Origin of the sequence: Lysinibacillus sp. FSL K6-0075, from assembly GCF_038592945.1 — a bacterium.
GTDB lineage: Bacteria > Bacillota > Bacilli > Bacillales_A > Planococcaceae > Lysinibacillus > Lysinibacillus fusiformis_F.
In genome coordinates this window covers 70,819-88,315 of the sequence record NZ_CP151947.1, presented here as the reverse complement: position 1 = coordinate 88,315, position 17,497 = coordinate 70,819, and the positions used below count along the sequence as shown (strand labels likewise).

The window sequence follows — 17,497 nt, the reverse complement described above, 5'->3', positions numbered from 1 at the left end:
TCCACACCTACTTCTTTGAATTTAGCCAAAGTTGGTAAACAGCCATTCTACGTCCAAACGGCAATAAATACCACTCTTTTTCTACTAATACTCGTTTCTTGGCAATGATTGTCAGCATAACAAACGCCCCAATAGATACTGCCGTCAAGCCCGCCACCATAGCTATCATTCGTGAAGACATCAGATGGTTTAAAAAGGCCGACACTAGCTGTAACCATACAAGCACGACGATTGCCATACTGAAAGATGCCATCCCTACTTTTTTATAAAAAGCGCCTGTGGCTAATTGGATGCCAGTCAATGTTTTTAAATAAATAATCAGCAAGATTGCTGTTAATAATAATCCTATATCATTAGCGATGGCAGCGCCTAGTACACCTAACCAACCGATTAATCGTACATTTAAAATCATTTTTAATAGAAAACCTAATATTAAAAATAAAGCTGGTTTTTTTAATTTTCCATAGCCTTGTAAGATTGCTGTAAATGTAAGAATAATCGACAATGGGACGATTTGGAATACATAGACAATCAATACCTCGGATAAGGAATTGGTTTTAAAAAGCATTTCATTTAAATAAGGCATAACTAGCATTAAGCCTAGTGCAGCAGACCAGCCGAACAGTACGGATGCTTTGTATGTTAATTGTATGAATGGAACTGCACTTCGTCCCTCTTGTTTTTTCGACAAATGGGCAACAAGTGGCACAATGGCCAGCGACAATGAGGATGCAATGACAACACCTAATTGAACTAATGGTTGTCCTCGATCATAAATCCCCTTCGTTTCCTTCGCTATTGTAGGAGTCATGCCATGATCAACTAATGATGAATAGATCGTAAATGAATCGACTAACTGATAACCGAGTAGTAGTAGACCGCTCATACTGACACTCAAACTCAGCCATGTGACCTCTTTAATGATAGGCAAACTTGGATTACGATGTAGATGTTGTTTAACTTGCAGTAAACCAAAACGTTTATACGAGATATAAACAAGTAATAACAAGGCCGTAATTTCTCCAATTACTGTACCGATAACAGCCATTCTTCCCGCACCATAAAGTGATTTTGTAGTTGTCATAATAATAAAGGTCCCCGTCAAAATAACAGTTACTCTCACTGCTTGTTCAAGTACTTGAGCATAAGCAATGGGCTCCATAATTCCTCTTGATTGAAAGCTACCTTTCAAAATAGCCAGCGCCGGCATAACCAATACTACAAGGGAGCCTGTGCGAATCAATGGTGCCAATTGAATGTCTCCCATCAACTGGGCGATCTTTTCAGCACCTCCAAATAAAACAGCAAAAAACAGTAGTGATAGTACCGTCAAATACCTGAAAACAACCCGCATAATAGTGCTACGTCTTTCATCACGTTCTATTGTATCAACAATGCAATCATTGTCTGCAAGCATTTTAGAAATGGCTACAGCAAAGCCACTAGAAGTCCAAACAACGAAGATTGATATAACTGGATATACCTGTTGATAGATATAAAAGCCTTCATCACCAACTAGATTTTGAAAAGGCACACGATAAATGGCACTAAGAACTTTTACAATAAGGGCCGCTATCGTCAATAAGGCAGCACCCTTCATGTAGCTTTTCATACCAAAACGTTGCGACATAAATTGCCCTCTTTCCTTCTTAACAATGCCAATAGTATAGCATATCTCAAAAGTTTGACGCTTCAAGTAGCACTACTGTTCCTATAATGATCAATCTTTATGTACGCAAAAAAGTTATTGTTCAGCCTTAAAGGTCTTCGCAATAACTTTTCCATGCATCAACTATTCATTTGTTTAGCTAAGAAGTTTGCAGCGGTTTCCACTACTTTGACTTCTACCTCACCCACAAAATGTACTTTAGACAATACGATAATACAGCCGATCGGATCACCATTCACCATTATAGGTGTCGCACAATATGACTTTACTTGCTCATATTGCCCAGGAACAATTTCAATCGTTGTCTCCATTTTTTCAATTTTTGTAGAGCGCTCGTCCATAAAGCTTTCCGCAAAGGACGTAATGCGACGATTAATATATTCCTTTTTCCCAATCCCTGCAACAGCGATTACTTCATCACGGTCAGTGACAAACGCCGGTGTGCCCATTGTTTCATAAAGTGTTTCAACATATTCTCTTGCAAATTCCCCCAAATCATTGATGGGAGAATATTTTTTTAAAATGACTTCGCCTTCTCGGTCCGTATAAATTTCAAGCGGGTCGCCTTCACGAATACGTAGCGTCCTACGAATTTCTTTTGGAATAACTACACGCCCTAAATCATCAATACGACGAACAATTCCTGTTGCCTTCATTCTAATGCCTCGCTTTCGCTACAATGAAATTTTTATTCAACTATAGTATGGTTTTTATTTAAGCAATCTATGCAAAAACTGAAGAAAAAGGATTTCACAACCAACAATTTTTTTCAAAAAAGCAGTATTACATCAATCAACTCCTTATTAGATTACCCAAGGAATAAGTTTCTATAATTAATTCATAAAAAATATTGGAAAAAATCAATTATTCCTCCGCTCAATGTGTTCCAGATGTTGTTTACTGAATCAACATAAAAAAAGGCCATCTTATCTTTTACAGTAAAAGATAAGATGGCCTTTTGACTATTGCTGCTTTTTTGCTTTATCAATAATTTGCATTAGTTCTTCCAACATATCAAAGGGTTGATATTTCCCACTCTTGCGTTCATCTATTGTTAATTTTAATTGCATGCCATCCATACCAAAACCAACAGCACGCTCAAACTTCATCGACTCTTCAATAATCTTACTGCCATCGACATTTGTTGTCCCTTGTTCCGACAATAGTATTGTAATAAGTTTTTGCTTCTCCTTTACAGATACTACTCCCGCACCTAAGCCCCAAACTTTCATTCTTGCTATTCGAAGTAAACGCTCTGTTTCAATTGGAAGATCGCCAAATCGATCCTCTAATTCCTCCATGATTTCGTCATACTCCTCCACCTGATCCATGGCCTTAATTCGTTTATACATTTGGATTTTTTGATATCCATCTGGAATATAGACGTCTGGAATATACGCATCAATACTCAGCAAAATTTCAATATCTGGCTTTTCTTCTTTTTTCACGCCTGTTTGACGTTCAGCAATGGCATCCTGAAGCATTTGAGAATATAAATCAAAGCCGACTGAATCAATAAAGCCATGTTGCTGGGCTCCAAGTAAGTTTCCTGCTCCTCGAATAGATAAATCTCGCATCGCAATTTTAAAGCCTGAGCCAAGCTCTGTAAATTCTTTAATTGCCTGCAAACGTTGCTCCGCTACATCTGTCAAAACTTTGTCGCGTTGGTACATAAAATACGCATAGGCTACTCTGTTAGAACGTCCAACGCGCCCACGTAATTGGTAGAGCTGAGCTAAGCCCATGCGATCAGCATCATGGACAATTAATGTATTTACATTTGGTATATCGACACCTGTCTCGATAATCGTTGTTGTGACAAGCACATCATAGTCACCCTCTAAAAAGGCTAAAATCACTGATTCTAGCTCTGATTCTGTCATTTTTCCATGAGCAAAGCCTATACGTGCTTCTGGGACGAGCACTTGAATCTCCTCAACCCTTCGAGCCATATCTTCAACACGGTTATATAAATAAAATACTTGTCCGCCACGTGCCATTTCTCTCTCAATAGCTTCTCGCACTAATGCACCACTGTGCTCCATCACATATGTTTGAACCGGGAAACGATTAGCAGGAGGCGTTTCAATAACAGATAAATCTCGGACCCCTACCATTGACATATGAAGTGTTCTCGGGATTGGTGTAGCCGTTAAAGTTAAGACATCGACATTTGTCTTTAACTGCTTAATTTTTTCCTTATGTGTCACACCAAAACGTTGCTCTTCATCCACAATTAAAAGACCAAGGTCTTGGAAAATTAAATCTTTGGATAAAATGCGGTGTGTTCCAATAACTATATCGACTCGGCCTTCTTTTAATCCTTTTAATGTGGCTGTTTGCTCCTTTTTCGTACGGAAGCGAGATAACACTCCAACATTAATAGCAAAATCCTGAAAGCGCTCACGAATAGTCTCATAATGTTGCTGGGCTAATATGGTTGTAGGGACAAGGAATGCCACTTGTTTACCATCTTGAATAGCCTTAAATGCGGCACGAATGGCTACCTCTGTTTTACCATAGCCTACATCACCACAGACTAAACGGTCCATAGGGCGTTCACGTTCCATATCTCGTTTTACTTCAACAATTGAACGTAGCTGATCCTCTGTTTCCTCATAGGGGAACATCGCCTCAAAATTACGTTGGTCATCATTATCAGGTGTAAAAGCATGCCCTTTCTCTGCTTCACGCTTTGCATACAGCTTTATTAAATCATCTGCAATATCCTGTACAGCAGAGGATACCTTCGCTTTAGCCTTTTTCCACTCGGCTCCACCTAATTTATGTAGCTTTGGTTCACGATCCTCTGACGCCACATATTTTTGGATTAAATCTATTTGCTCTACAGGTACATATAATTTATCGTCTGCACGATATCGAATATGCAAGTAATCCTTATGTGTACCATTGACCTCTAATGTTTCTACACCAATATATTTACCAATCCCATGATGAACATGTACAACATAATCACCTGGCTTAATTTCCGTATAACTTTTAATACGTTCAGCATTGGTCATTTTTTGTGTACGTGCTTTTTTCTTTACCTGCTGTTTAAAGAGCTCATCTTCTGTCACAATTGCTAAACGCTGTAGAGGTAATTCAAAGCCACTCGACAAGCCACCATCTATAATATAAATACCAGGTTCTGTTGGTTCACCTAATGACGTATGAATATCGTATTCTTCAAGCATTTGCTGTACTTTTTTCACTCGTTCTTTATCTCTTGCCACGATTAGAACGGTAAATTTACCAAGTAACCAGCGTTCAACCTCACTTTGAAGCAAGGACATTTGACCATGAAATTGTTGCATAGGCTTGCAGGAAAAATTCGTCGTTTTATTAAACGTAATCCCCGCAAATGTTCGCGAAAATAATGAAAATGAAAGCTTTTGTTGTGACAACATCGCCTGTATTTCTTTTAATGAGAAGGCAGGTTTGACATCATGAACCATTTTTCCTTCTTCAATTAAAGATAAAAACCATTCATCTTCTTCGCGTTCCCACGCATCCATTACCTCTTGAATACGTCCAAGTTCGTCAAAAAGGACAATACCATCATGTTCAAAATAATCTCCCAAATAGGCTGTTTTATCATATAATAATGAGCCATATTTGTTTACGTAATCAGGTAGATTGCCTTGCTGTAACAATTCAATATCATATTGAATATGCTGATACAGGAGTTCCTTTGTCTCCTGCTTTTTTACCTTCTTTAGACTTGCTGCTAACGCCACTTCTAGACGGCCTGCTAATGCCTGTCTTTCTGATTTAGTAAGAATGACCTCAGAAGCAGGAAGAATACGAATTTTTTGTAATTTATCAATAGAACGTTGGTCATCTGCTGAGAATGTCCGAATGGAATCAACCTCTGTATCAAATAATTCTATACGAATAGGTGCTTCCAAATAAGGTGGATAAATATCTAAAATACCCCCACGCAACGCAAACTCTCCAGGTGACGTCACCATCGAATTTCGTACATAGCCCATCTCAACTAATGTTTGTAACCACATATCAATTTCAATATCATCGCCTACGGCTGTTTGTAAAAAATAGTGTAGCCAGTGTTCCTTAGGCTGCATTATTTTACGTAAACCAGCCACAGGTATTACATAGACAGCTTTCTCACCTCTAGCTAAGCAATCAAGCGTCGCGATTCGCTCCGCGCGAAGTTCTGGTGAAGCTACAGAAAGATCGGCTGCAATAAATTCATCCGCTGGGTAATAATGAACATGTTCTTCCCCTAACAATCCAGCAAGCTCATCGACCATTTTTTGTGCCTGCAGTAGATTAGGAGAGACAATGTAGATTGGCTTCTTTACATATTCAAATAACACATCGACCATTACGGGGCGTGCGCTTCCTGTTAAACCTGTAATAAGCTGTGATGCAGTTTGACCGCTCTGAACTTCCTTTAAAAATGATGTAATATGTTTATCCTGCGACACAAGCTGTCGTAAAACCTCCACAGTCAAAAGCTCCTTTCAGCATAAAATTCTATATTTTTATTTCTATCATTCTAGTGCTATTTTACATATTTCTATTAATGGCTAATTTATAAAATGGAAAAAGCCTTGAACACACATATAGTGTGTCAAAGCATCCTTCCAATTATTGAATCCATTTATTGAGTGCGTGATAATCTGGATATTGTCTCAGCGAATCCTCACATTGCTCACAAATGCAGTGCACAGTCGTTTGACCATGTTGATCTTTCTCAACATAATCATCCGCTTCTCCCAATTCGAAAATATGCAACTTTCGAATTGTATCATCTGCATCAAATGGTAGTGTCCCTATTTCTACTTCACAATGCCGACATCGATAGCGAACTGACATCTCCAAATCATCCTCCTTTAAGCAACTTTCTACTTAAAGTATAGACATTTATAAAAAGGATTATGCACTTTTCACTGTCATCATCATTGCAATAACTTGAAAATTAGAGAATTAATTTTTACTTGTAGCGAAGACTATTCACTACAAGCATTAGCTGTAATGATAGTGTAAGGCATTTGATCGATCACCTTACACCATGCCAATTATCCAAAAACTTTAACAGAAATTTCATTACTTCCATCTATTTGCTTGCGTTAAAGTGATTCATCACATCAAGAAACGGCTTTGAAAGAGATGCTTCAACAGCATTTACTGACTTTACAATAGCGTCTTGCATAAGAACTTGGTCTTCCTTCGAAAATTTCGCTAATACATAGTCTGCTACCTTCATGCCCGCTGGCGGACGATTAATTCCAACTCGAATACGATTAAATTCCTGAGTACCTAAATGTTGGATTAACGATTTAATGCCGTTATGGCCACCTGCACTTCCTTTTTGTCGCAGACGTAATTTACCTGTTTCTAAATCCAAGTCATCATAAATAACAATTAAATCTTCTACCTCAATATCAAAATAATCCATTAGGGGTCCAACACATTCCCCTGATAAATTCATATATGTTAAAGGTTTAACAAGTAGAACCTTTCCTTCTGGTCGATGTACAGTAGTGTACATTCCATTAAATTTTGAATTTGTTAAAGGCGCCCCCCATTTTTCTGCTAAAGCATCAATTACATCAAAGCCAATATTATGTCTTGTATGTTCATACGGTTTACCTGGGTTTCCTAAACCAACGATAATTTTCATAAGTACCTCGCTTCTTTCAAATCTAATAGTCATTATTTTACCATATAGCACACCTAGAAAGCATTTTGTACAATTGTTAAAGGGCATAAAAAAATAAGGCTAATAAGAAAGCTGTAGCCTCCTTATTAGCCTTAACTGTTATTTACTTTTATACTGGCTCTTCTTCACTATCTGTCGTCTCTTCCTCTACAGAAACAGGCGCCACAATAGTTACTAACATATAATCATCTTCACTAATAATTTCAACAGATGTAGCATCTCGAATATCTGCTACTGTTAGCGATTCACCAATTTTCAATGATGAGATATCCACATCAATTGATTCGGGTAACTCTGCTGGTTTTACTTTTACTTTTAATTCTAAGTTAGGCTGCATTAAAATACCGCCCTCACTCACACCAACTGACTGTCCAAGTAATTTAATTGGGACATCCGCTTCTAGCTCCTCGGCCATATTAATGGCTAAAAAATCAATATGATTTACTTCATCTTTCAATGAACATTGCTGTATCTCTGACACAACAGCATTCACTTTTTTCCCCTCTAACTCTAGCGAAAACACACTGTTTTGCCCATTTTTTTGAATGGATTTTTTAAAATCCTTTGCAGCAATAGAAATTGGGGTTGAATCTACTTTGTAGCCGTAAATAACTGCAGGAATGGCTCCCCCTTTTCTAAGTTGGGTTATTGTTGAACGATGCCCAGTTTCGCGCTTTGTAACACTTAATACTGTACTCATACTTCTTTATTCCCCTTCCAAGAAAATTATTTACGCCTCAACAATAATTCGTTGTAGGCTATGATAATATTTAGCTCTATTTTTTAAGGTAGAGTAAATATTATTAAGACACATTTTTATTATACCCCTTTGTGAGAAGATTCACACAAAAAACACTCATCTATTTCTTTCCCTTGATGAAATAGTGTCCAATTTATATAGAAAAGACCAATCTACTCAAAGAATAGATTGGTCTTATACTTACGATATTTATTAATCAAATAGAGTACTTACAGATTTATTTTCATAAACGCGAGAGATAGCATCAGCCATTAGCTTAGCTACAGAAAGCTCCGTAATTTTTGGAGATTTTTTCTCGTCTGAAAGCTGAATTGTATTTGTCACCACTAATTCTTTAATAGCAGAGTTTTCAATACGTTCAATTGCTGGACCAGATAATACAGGGTGTGAACAGCAAGCGTAAACTTCTTTTGCACCAGCGGCACGTAACGCATCTGCCCCAATTGTAATTGTGCCTGCTGTATCAATAATATCATCAATTAAGATTGCCACTTTACCATCAACATTACCAACAATGTTCATCACTTCCGCAACGTTTGGTTTCGGACGACGTTTGTCAATAATTGCAATCGGTGCTTTTAATCGTTCAGCCATTTTACGAGCACGTGTTACCCCACCATGATCTGGTGAAACAATAACGATTTCATCTCCTGGAATACCTTTAGATTTGAAGTAATCAGATAGTAATGGTACTGCCATTAAGTGGTCGATTAGGATATCGAAGAAACCTTGGATTTGAGGTGCGTGTAAATCTAATACGATAACACGTGTTGCACCAGCAGTCTCAAGTAGATTTGCCACTAATTTAGCTGTAATTGGCTCGCGCGCTTTTGCTTTACGATCTTGACGTGCATAACCATAATAAGGCATTACAACGTTTACTGTACGAGCAGATGCACGTTTAACTGCATCTACCATAATTAAAAGCTCCATTAAATGTTCGTTTACAGGTGCAGAAGTAGACTGCACGATAAACACATCACAACCTCGAATACTTTCTTCAATGCTAATTTGAATCTCTCCATCACTGAAGTGCTTAACAGAAGATTTACCTAATTCAACGCCCATTTCCTGCGCAATTTCTTGAGCTAATGGATTATTAGAATTAAGTGAAAATATTTTTAATTGTGAGTTTGCATAATGATACGGCATGATGGCCTCCTGTTTAGTTGATAATTATTTTGAATTTAATTTGCTTACATAATTCGGTTTGTTTTCTTGTCTTGCACGAGCTATTGCAAGTGCATCTTCAGGAACTTCTTTTGTAATTGTAGAACCTGCTGCAATAAATGAACCTTTTCCAACTTTCACTGGTGCTACTAAGTTAGTATTACATCCTACAAATACATCATCTTCAATAATCGTTTTGAACTTGTTTTTTCCATCATAGTTTACTGTAATGGAACCACAACCAATATTGACGTTACTGCCGATTTCGGCATCGCCAATATAACTTAAATGCGAAACTTTCGTGTCATTACCCAGCTTGCTTTTCTTCACTTCTACAAAGTTACCAATTTTAACATGACTACCGATGTCTGAAAGTGGTCGAATATGAGCAAATGGCCCAATAGCAGTATCCTCTGCAATAGCGCTTTCACGGACAACAGAAGAGTGTACAGTTGTGCGATCACCAACACGACTATCGATAATTTGAGTATTTGGCCCGATAATGCAATCTTCACCGATCACAGTAGCACCTTCAATCATTGAGCCTGGTTGAATCACAGTGTCACGCCCAATAACTGCATCTACACTAATATGCGTTGTTTCAGGATGAATAATTGTTACACCATTACGCATATGCTTCTCGTTGATTCTTGTACGCATTAATGTCTCAGCTTGTGACAAAGCCACACGATCGTTAACACCTAACGTTTCCTCAAAATCATCAGTGACATATGCTTCAACAATATCACCTTGCTTTTGTAAAATTTCAATGACATCTGGTAAATAATATTCACCTTGAGCATTATCATTTTTCACAAGCTTCAATGTTTCAAATAATAATTTGTTATCAAAGCAGTATGTGCCAGTATTTATTTCTTTTACTAATTGTTGCTCTGCTGAAGCATCCTTTTGCTCAACAATTTGCTCGACCTGCCCGTTATCGCCACGTAAAATACGGCCATAGCCAGTTGGATTTTCAGCAATTGCTGTTAAAATAGTTGCTTTAGCATTCTTCGCTTGATGATGTTCGAATAGAGCTTGCATCGTTTCAGGACGAATTAGTGGTGTATCTCCACATACAACTAATGTTGTACCTTCTTCATTACCTAAAATTGCCTCAGCTTGTTGCACAGCGTGCGCTGTACCTAATTGTTCAGCCTGCAGTACATACTCACTCTTATCTCCAAGCTGTTGTTGCACTTTTTCAGCACCATGTCCGACTACCGTTACAATGCGATTCACATCTAACGTTTGAATATGATCCACCACATGTTGTACCATAGGTTTCCCACATACTGGATGGAGCACTTTATATAATTTGGACTTCATACGTGTACCTTGACCTGCAGCCAAAATGACAGCAAAAACATTGCTCATCTGTAAGTCCTCCAATACGCTCATTTTCTCTTATGACTATATAGCAAAATTCATCTATTTTCAAGGCATGTAGAGTTGACAAAAACATGAATTCCTAAATCCAATGCACCTTATGCTCGAATGTCATGAAGTATATCCTAAAATTGCTCATATTATCTTTTTATCAAAATAAAAAGAACCCTTCTAGCTAGAAGAGTTCTTCCTATCTTTTTTTACCATCAGTTTGTAACATATCCTTTAAAAGTAAGTTATTACCTTTCTATTACACACCGATTCCCTCTAATTCTTCCTCTTTACCGGTTTCCTCTACTTCACTAGAGTTATGATACTCGTTTAAAATGATTTCCTGAATTTTATTTCGAGTATCAGAATTAATTGGATGGGCAATATCTCTAAATTCCCCATCTGGTGTTCGTTTACTTGGCATAGCTACAAATAAACCAGTATTTCCATCAATTACACGAATATCGTGAACAACAAACTCATTGTCAAGTGTAATGGAAGCAATCGCACGCATGCGACCATCCGTCTGTACCCGACGTAATCTCACATCAGTAACTTCCATTTTCTCACCACCTCTCTTCTTGGATGCCTAAATGAAAATATCATATTCTCGATTACCGAATATTTTCCTTTTCATAGTCTATCAAATTTTCTAAAAAATTTGAATACTTATTAGAATAATATTTTTTCTTATATACGTAATTTTTGACAATTGTTTGTCGGCATAAAAAAACTCACTAAATAGAATAGAAATTCTCTTTAGTGAGCTTAGCAAGCTTCATTTATTTTACGATTGCGATTACTTCGATTTCAACTTTTACATCTTTCGGAAGACGGGCTACCTCTACAGCTGAACGAGCTGGTTTATGATCACCAAAATGACTTGCATAAACTTCATTCATCGCTACAAAGTCGTTCATATCCTTCATAAAGACCGTTGTTTTCACAACATTATCTAAAGAAGTTCCAGCTTCCGCTAAAACTGCTTTTAAATTAGCAAAGACTTGATTTGTTTGTACAGTTATATCGCCTTCCACTAAATCACCTGTAGCTGTTAATGGAATTTGACCAGAGCTATAAAAAATCCCGTTAACAATAATACCTTGTGAGTATGGTCCGATTGCTGCTGGTGCATTTGTTGTTGCTACTACTTTCATTTGTCATGTCCCCTTTTAGAAAAATAGTTACCTTCACTTAATGCAATTGTTCGATCTTTTTCATTAACTTCATGAAGCTTTACAAGTGAATAATAATCATCTACTAATGTTTCGTCTGCATGCTCAGCCTCCACAAGCACCGCAATACCTGCTAGCTGACAGTCAAACTCTTCTAATAGATTTTTCATGCCATTCATAGTACCGCCGACCTTCATAAAGTCGTCTGTAATTAATACACGTTGTCCACTCTTCATGCTTCTTTTTGATAATACCATTGTCTGAATTCTTCTGGAAGAACCCGATACATAGTTAATGCTAACTGTAGAGCCTTCTGTTACTTTACTATCTCTTCTCACAACAACCACGGGTACATTTAAATGCCTTGCAATGGCATGGGCAATGGATATCCCTTTGGTTGCTACTGTCATTATGACATCGATTTGTTGATCTGCAAAGGCAGAAGCAAAGACCTTCCCTACGCGATTAATTAAATCTGGGTTTCCAAGCAAGTCTGTCATAAATAAGTAACCGCCTGGTAACAATCGATCTGAATGTTCTAGCTCTGCCTTTAAATCTTGAATCACTAAACGTACTTCTGCCTCGGACATTTTCGGAATATACTTTACTCCTCCTGCAGCACCCGGCACTGTTATCAATAACCCGATTCCTTTTTCTTCGAAAGTTTCTTTTACAATCGTTAAATCCTCACTAATGGATGACTTAGCAGATTGATATAGTTCTGAAAAATAAGTTAGCGGGATCAGCTGATGTGGATGTTCTAGTAAGTAGTACGTCATATCAACTAGTCGTTCACTACGTTTCCATTTCATGCGACCCTCTCCTAAACACGAATATTTATAGGTAAAATTAACACAAATTTGCGTTTCTAAGCAAGCGTATTTCGCTCACCTAAAATTCGTACTGCATAAACTTCCTCACAAAAACCACGTAAACCATTATAAATGCGACTTACACGAGCTTCACTATCCACCAGCCCAAACACAGTCGGACCGCTTCCACTCATTAACGTAGCATCTGCCCCAAAGCGCTTCATTTGTTCCTTTAACATCACAACTTCTGGATGTAACTTAAATGTTACAGTTTCCAAAACATTTCCTAATGAAGAACATAGTAGCTCATAATCTTTTGTCTCTATAGCTTGTATCATCTGCTGTGTATTTGGATGTTCCAATCCTTCAACCTTAAGACCCCCATATACTTCTGCTGTTGATACACCAATTTTAGGCTTAGCTAGTACAACCCAACAATTAGGTGGGGCTGATAATTCCTTTATTTTTTCGCCTCGTCCTGTAGCGAGTGCTGTACCTCCATAAACACAAAACGAAACATCCGAACCAATTTTAGCGCCAAGCTCCGCTATTTCATCTATTGATAAACCTAAATCCCACAGTTCATTTAACCCTTTTAATGTTGCAGCTGCATCACTACTGCCACCTGCGAGCCCTGCTGCGATGGGTATTTCCTTTTCAATCGTAATGGATACACCTTGTCTAATGCCGTATGTATCTTTTATGAGACGCGCTGCCTGATAAGCAAAATTGCGATGGTCATTTGGTACAAAATTATCTGTTGAAATTATTTGAATAACACCATCTTCTCGAGATTCAAGACTGATACGATCAGCTAAATCGACTGTTGTCATAACCATCTCCACTTCGTGAAAATTATCTGGTCTTTTATAAAGTACATCTAATGTTAAATTGATTTTTGCAGGCGCCTTTACATAAAGCATCTTTCTTCCTCCCTTATAGCTACACGTATAAACAGTTCTTTTTTTCGCGCAAGATTATTCATTTTATTTTACCATATTGAGAATACGAAAATGGAAAAAAAGAACCGTTTACCCTGTTCGGAGTAACGGCTCTCTCTCGTCAGTTGTATTTGTTGTGTCAGTAAGGATTTTCATCCCTGCTGAATGAAACGTTATAAGATGACTATTTTAGCAAAAACAGTCTACTTACGCTCTTGCTCACTACTTGCCCGTTCAGCCATTTCTATGGCACGTTTGACCATATTACCAGCATCACGAGCTTTTATGCCGCCCCAGCCTTCCTTTTGCACAACATCATAAAATCCAAGCTCTTTTGCGATCTCTTCTTTTAAACGAGGTGACATGATACCTTTTCTAGGCATATAAACTCCTCCTTTAACAACTGACGAATTTAGTATGCCCGTGAAAACGCAAAACACTCATGTATTTTTTAACATACATGAGTGTTTCTAAATATAGAAATAAGTACTAGAAACTATTTTGCGACAGCAGCCTTTGCTTCGTCTAAAAATGTAATCTCTACTGCTTCAGTTAAAATATCTGTGTAGCTATACGATACGCGCTTGCACGTATTGTCTTCTTGATCGAGTTCTACTACAAAGATGGCGCGATATGTCTCACGTAGTATCCCTGCACACTCAACCGTTTTCTTGCGACCACCGTTTGCTTTTAATTGCAAACGTTTACCCAAATGACAATCCAACGACTTTTTAATGTCCGCTAAAGTTTTTGGCATTTTCGCTTACACCTCACTAATTACAAGTATAAGCTAATGGCCCAAAAATGTCAACAAAATATAATATTTTATCAGCCTCTTATAAATCTTGTCAACTTATTTTTTATAAAAAAATATATATTTTTTTACATCTCCGAAAAAATGTTAACAAAAATTTTTACTTTGCAAAAACAGGATGCAGTGCATCAGCTAATTTTCCAAACTCTTGAATAGAAAGTGTTTCTCCACGACGAGTTGGCTCAATATGAGCTAGCTCTAATGCCTGTAAAATTTGATCCTTTTGTGCCTTTCCATTTGGTAAACCAGCTTGCAGGTTATTATAGATCGTTTTTCTTCGCTGTACGAAAGAGGCACGCGTTACAACAAATAGAAAATCCTCATCTATTACTTTTACTGGTGGTTCATCATGCTTGATAAGGCGAATTACAGCGGAGTCGACATTAGGTTGTGGCATGAAAACTGTTTTTGGCACTGTCATAGCAATATCTGCCTTCACGTAATACTGAATCGCAATAGATAACGAACCGTATTCCTTCGTTCCCGGCTTAGCCGTTATACGATCTGCCACCTCTTTTTGCATCATAACAACAAAACCACGGATTGGTAGTCGGTCATTGAGTAATTTCAATAAAATCGGCGTAGTGACGTAATATGGTAAATTGGCAACAACCATAATATCATCAATACCTGGCATCTCATCTGCAATTACCTTCGCAACATCTGCCTTAAGTATGTCAGAGTGGATGATAGACACATTATTATATGGACTAAGTGTATCTTCTAGTACAGGTAATAAACGTTGGTCGATTTCAAAGGAAACAACCTTTTTAGCGCTTCTTGCCAAATGCTCTGTTAATGCCCCAATACCAGGGCCAACTTCAATTGCACCACTATTCTCTGTTAAATTTGCGTGGCTTACTATATTTCGTAAAATGTTAGGATCAATTAAAAAGTTTTGCCCTAAGCTTTTTTTAAATGAAAAACCATATTTTTTTAGAATTTCTTGTGTTCGAATTGGTGTAGCAATATCCTTATGCATCATTTTCCTCCTGATCTACCTGTGCGATAGCCGCACCAAATTGCTCCTCTGTAATCTGAAACATCTTCAACCTTTTATGAAGTTGTTTACCGTTTGTAGCACCTATATTTAAGATTTCTCCTAGACGATCACGACGCTGCTTTGATTGTGGGTGTCCAATTAAACGCGCTGTCATTAAATCTTCCAGTGTAATAACCTCTTCGTTTAGTACATCATGAATAGGGGTATAGACATGTTGTAGTGCCTCACGTATATCATCGTCAGCAGCATGTTCGATACCTAACCCTTTACCGTTTTTGGCAATCGTTTTGGCTTTTGGTAAAAAGGCATGCTTCACCCCTTGTACATGCTCCTCAATAATGGCGCGTATTCGTCGTCCTGGGTAGTCAGGATCTGTAAATACAATAACACCACGCTTTTCTTGGGCATGCTGAATTCGTTTCAACGTTTCTTCAGAAATCGCAGATCCATTTGTTTCTATAGTATCTGCTTGCACAGCACGTTTAATAGCCGTCGTATCGTCTTTTCCTTCAACAACAATAATTTCTTTAATTTGCAAAAAGGCCCCTCTTTTCTATCTACCTTATCTTCTGACCATTTTACAACTGCTCTATATGATTTGTACAGGAATACAAGGTACAGACAAGCTTAATAAGCTTATCTTACAAAATCATTTGCTAAAAATAATAAAGAAGCTTTCCCGCCAGTCAAAACAGGAAAGCTCCATTTGTGAAAAAACATTTTGATTAATTTTACAATTTTTCTAATTTAATACTTTAATGCGCACTTTCTTACGTCCCCAGTTACGTGCTTGGGCATCTGTTTGTACAAGTATGTCAATCTTATTACCCTTAATTGACCCACCAGTATCCCCAGCAATAGCTGTACCATAGCCTTCAACCCAAACCTTTGATCCTAACTTAATAACAGAAGGGTCAACTGCTATCACCTTCAAGCCTGAATTTGACCGTAAGTTTATACCAGTTGCTGATGTACCAGTACAACCGTTGCAATATGGTGTATAAGCTGTTGCTGTTACATAAAATTCCTTACCGCTAGCAGGCTCTGCAGAACCACGTGATACAGTTGCTGCGCTTGCAACAATTGTTTTTGTGCCAACTGCAACGACTTGTTTCTTCGGCTCTTTTAAAACTTTCTCAGATTGTAGATTTTTTGCTACAACATTACCATTTTCTTTGATAACTTCATACGTACGAGAAATCGATCCCTTCTCGCCTGTTGCTACTACTTTTTGTTTCCCCTTTTGCAATGAAGCATCCTGCTTCTTTTCAACTGCGAAATCTAAAGAGTCTTCCACTACATCGATAACCTTTTCTACGCGAACTACTGTGATTTTACTCTCCGGAGTAATAACGTTCTCCAGGTTATTTTCGACACGATCGAATTCATTTAGCTGAATTCCTTGTTGTTTTAAAAAGTTAGCGACCGTAGTCGAAGTGGACCATACTTGTCTTTTATTTACGCCATCGACAAGCGCTACTTGAAACGCTTTTTGAATATCGATTTTGTTTTCTGCTCCTAGTTCAGTATCTAGACCTTGCGCTAAAGAGTCGTGCTCAGATACTTTAATATTTGCTTCCTTCAAAATGTCCTTCACAAGTGTTTCAGTTGTCCAAACTTTTGACTGATTTCCATCAACTGAAATAGTTACTTCTTTTGCCTGTTCCCATGTAATTGCTAATCCATTCACAATTTTGGTGTTCAGAGAGGGTGATATTTTGTCATGCTCTGCTATATCTATATTTTGACTTTGTAATAATTGTTCTACAGTTTTGGCATGTGTGGATACTTCGATTGTTTCTCCATTTGCTTCAAGCTTAACGGCTTTTTTCGTACCTTGATAAAGCACGAAAGAGATTACAGATACAAACAGGACAAGTGAAATAATTCTTATCACTGTTTGCTTACTCCTCAATGATCCTAAGAACAAGTTTTTCATGGAATTATTTGACATGAAAAAACGCCTCCTTAATACAAGGTTGGATTATACGGACTAGTTTTGGCACTGTCAACCCGAAAGTATTTCTCTGAAAATTGACTTCTTGTTTTTTGCCAACCACAAACCCTGTATTGGAGGCATC

The 17,497-nt window shown here is 37.7% G+C and carries 17 protein-coding genes; all 17 read right to left on the bottom strand.

The genetic code is table 11. The features are described from left to right. Positions 1 to 7 precede the first annotated feature (7 nt). The 17 genes from MHB65_RS00405 to MHB65_RS00325 all read right to left on the bottom strand — a co-directional run bounded on the left by MHB65_RS00405 (position 8) and on the right by MHB65_RS00325 (position 17,370). Entirely contained in the window at positions 8 to 1,630 is a 1,623-nt protein-coding gene (locus MHB65_RS00405) for an oligosaccharide flippase family protein (RefSeq protein WP_342442135.1), read from the bottom strand. A gap of 158 nt (positions 1,631 to 1,788) precedes the next feature. After that, positions 1,789 to 2,325, bottom strand: a complete 537-nt coding sequence (gene spoVT, locus MHB65_RS00400) for a stage V sporulation protein T (RefSeq protein ID WP_004229174.1) — start codon at positions 2,323 to 2,325, stop codon at positions 1,789 to 1,791. A gap of 306 nt (positions 2,326 to 2,631) precedes the next feature. Then, a complete protein-coding gene (gene mfd, locus MHB65_RS00395; protein WP_342442134.1) occupies positions 2,632 to 6,144 on the bottom strand; it encodes a transcription-repair coupling factor in 3,513 nt (1,170 codons plus the stop codon). A 142-nt stretch (positions 6,145 to 6,286) separates the two neighbouring features. After that, complete coding sequence (locus tag MHB65_RS00390; protein ID WP_016993788.1) at positions 6,287 to 6,514, bottom strand: anti-sigma-F factor Fin; 228 nt, start codon at positions 6,512 to 6,514, stop codon at positions 6,287 to 6,289. A gap of 241 nt (positions 6,515 to 6,755) precedes the next feature. Then, complete coding sequence (pth, locus tag MHB65_RS00385; protein WP_205446360.1) at positions 6,756 to 7,322, bottom strand: aminoacyl-tRNA hydrolase; 567 nt, start codon at positions 7,320 to 7,322, stop codon at positions 6,756 to 6,758. A 148-nt stretch (positions 7,323 to 7,470) separates the two neighbouring features. Next, a complete protein-coding gene (locus tag MHB65_RS00380) occupies positions 7,471 to 8,061 on the bottom strand; it encodes a 50S ribosomal protein L25/general stress protein Ctc (protein ID WP_342442133.1) in 591 nt (196 codons plus the stop codon). A gap of 252 nt (positions 8,062 to 8,313) precedes the next feature. After that, positions 8,314 to 9,273: a ribose-phosphate diphosphokinase gene (locus MHB65_RS00375; protein WP_004229183.1), complete on the bottom strand. Its 960-nt coding sequence runs from the start codon at positions 9,271 to 9,273 to the stop codon at positions 8,314 to 8,316. A gap of 24 nt (positions 9,274 to 9,297) precedes the next feature. After that, positions 9,298 to 10,668 (bottom strand): bifunctional UDP-N-acetylglucosamine diphosphorylase/glucosamine-1-phosphate N-acetyltransferase GlmU, encoded by a 1,371-nt coding sequence (gene glmU / locus MHB65_RS00370; RefSeq protein ID WP_342442132.1) that lies wholly within the window; start codon positions 10,666 to 10,668, stop codon positions 9,298 to 9,300. A 262-nt stretch (positions 10,669 to 10,930) separates the two neighbouring features. Continuing rightward, positions 10,931 to 11,233: a septation regulator SpoVG gene (gene spoVG / locus MHB65_RS00365; RefSeq protein WP_205446356.1), complete on the bottom strand. Its 303-nt coding sequence runs from the start codon at positions 11,231 to 11,233 to the stop codon at positions 10,931 to 10,933. Positions 11,234 to 11,453: 220 nt separating this feature from the next. Then, positions 11,454 to 11,828 carry a RidA family protein gene (locus MHB65_RS00360; RefSeq protein WP_205446355.1) on the bottom strand — a complete coding sequence of 125 codons (375 nt, stop codon included), beginning with the start codon at positions 11,826 to 11,828 and terminating at the stop codon, positions 11,454 to 11,456. Continuing rightward, positions 11,825 to 12,658 carry a pur operon repressor gene (purR, locus tag MHB65_RS00355; protein ID WP_205446354.1) on the bottom strand — a complete coding sequence of 278 codons (834 nt, stop codon included), beginning with the start codon at positions 12,656 to 12,658 and terminating at the stop codon, positions 11,825 to 11,827. The genes MHB65_RS00360 and purR overlap by 4 nt, the downstream gene beginning before the upstream one ends. Positions 12,659 to 12,714: 56 nt before the next feature. After that, positions 12,715 to 13,581, bottom strand: coding sequence for a 4-(cytidine 5'-diphospho)-2-C-methyl-D-erythritol kinase (gene ispE, locus MHB65_RS00350; RefSeq protein ID WP_205446353.1), 867 nt, complete (start codon positions 13,579 to 13,581; stop codon positions 12,715 to 12,717). Between the two features lie 221 nt (positions 13,582 to 13,802). Next, positions 13,803 to 13,982 carry a small, acid-soluble spore protein, alpha/beta type gene (locus tag MHB65_RS00345; RefSeq protein ID WP_004229193.1) on the bottom strand — a complete coding sequence of 60 codons (180 nt, stop codon included), beginning with the start codon at positions 13,980 to 13,982 and terminating at the stop codon, positions 13,803 to 13,805. A 113-nt stretch (positions 13,983 to 14,095) separates the two neighbouring features. Next, on the bottom strand, positions 14,096 to 14,356 hold the full coding sequence (locus MHB65_RS00340; RefSeq protein ID WP_004229199.1) for a Veg family protein: 261 nt from the start codon (positions 14,354 to 14,356) through the stop codon (positions 14,096 to 14,098). Between the two features lie 157 nt (positions 14,357 to 14,513). Then, positions 14,514 to 15,395 carry a 16S rRNA (adenine(1518)-N(6)/adenine(1519)-N(6))-dimethyltransferase RsmA gene (gene rsmA, locus MHB65_RS00335; RefSeq protein WP_205446352.1) on the bottom strand — a complete coding sequence of 294 codons (882 nt, stop codon included), beginning with the start codon at positions 15,393 to 15,395 and terminating at the stop codon, positions 14,514 to 14,516. Then, positions 15,388 to 15,954 (bottom strand): ribonuclease M5, encoded by a 567-nt coding sequence (rnmV, locus tag MHB65_RS00330; protein ID WP_205446351.1) that lies wholly within the window; start codon positions 15,952 to 15,954, stop codon positions 15,388 to 15,390. Before rnmV ends, rsmA begins: the two co-directional genes overlap by 8 nt. A gap of 204 nt (positions 15,955 to 16,158) precedes the next feature. Beyond that, entirely contained in the window at positions 16,159 to 17,370 is a 1,212-nt protein-coding gene (locus tag MHB65_RS00325) for a ubiquitin-like domain-containing protein (RefSeq protein ID WP_342442131.1), read from the bottom strand. Between the last annotated feature and the right edge of the window lie 127 nt (positions 17,371 to 17,497).

Coding starts and splice junctions, on each gene's coding strand:
- MHB65_RS00405 (WP_342442135.1), bottom strand. CDS start 1,630: ATGTCGCAACGTTTTGGTATGAAAAGCTACATGAAGGGTGCTGCCTTA.
- MHB65_RS00380 (WP_342442133.1), bottom strand. CDS start 8,061: ATGAGTACAGTATTAAGTGTTACAAAGCGCGAAACTGGGCATCGTTCA.
- purR (WP_205446354.1), bottom strand. CDS start 12,658: ATGAAATGGAAACGTAGTGAACGACTAGTTGATATGACGTACTACTTA.
- MHB65_RS00325 (WP_342442131.1), bottom strand. CDS start 17,370: ATGTCAAATAATTCCATGAAAAACTTGTTCTTAGGATCATTGAGGAGT.
- MHB65_RS00360 (WP_205446355.1), bottom strand. CDS start 11,828: ATGAAAGTAGTAGCAACAACAAATGCACCAGCAGCAATCGGACCATAC.
- rsmA (WP_205446352.1), bottom strand. CDS start 15,395: ATGCATAAGGATATTGCTACACCAATTCGAACACAAGAAATTCTAAAA.
- spoVT (WP_004229174.1), bottom strand. CDS start 2,325: ATGAAGGCAACAGGAATTGTTCGTCGTATTGATGATTTAGGGCGTGTA.
- MHB65_RS00375 (WP_004229183.1), bottom strand. CDS start 9,273: ATGCCGTATCATTATGCAAACTCACAATTAAAAATATTTTCACTTAAT.
- pth (WP_205446360.1), bottom strand. CDS start 7,322: ATGAAAATTATCGTTGGTTTAGGAAACCCAGGTAAACCGTATGAACAT.
- MHB65_RS00390 (WP_016993788.1), bottom strand. CDS start 6,514: ATGTCAGTTCGCTATCGATGTCGGCATTGTGAAGTAGAAATAGGGACA.
- glmU (WP_342442132.1), bottom strand. CDS start 10,668: ATGAGCAATGTTTTTGCTGTCATTTTGGCTGCAGGTCAAGGTACACGT.
- ispE (WP_205446353.1), bottom strand. CDS start 13,581: ATGCTTTATGTAAAGGCGCCTGCAAAAATCAATTTAACATTAGATGTA.
- MHB65_RS00340 (WP_004229199.1), bottom strand. CDS start 14,356: ATGCCAAAAACTTTAGCGGACATTAAAAAGTCGTTGGATTGTCATTTG.
- spoVG (WP_205446356.1), bottom strand. CDS start 11,233: ATGGAAGTTACTGATGTGAGATTACGTCGGGTACAGACGGATGGTCGC.
- MHB65_RS00345 (WP_004229193.1), bottom strand. CDS start 13,982: ATGCCTAGAAAAGGTATCATGTCACCTCGTTTAAAAGAAGAGATCGCA.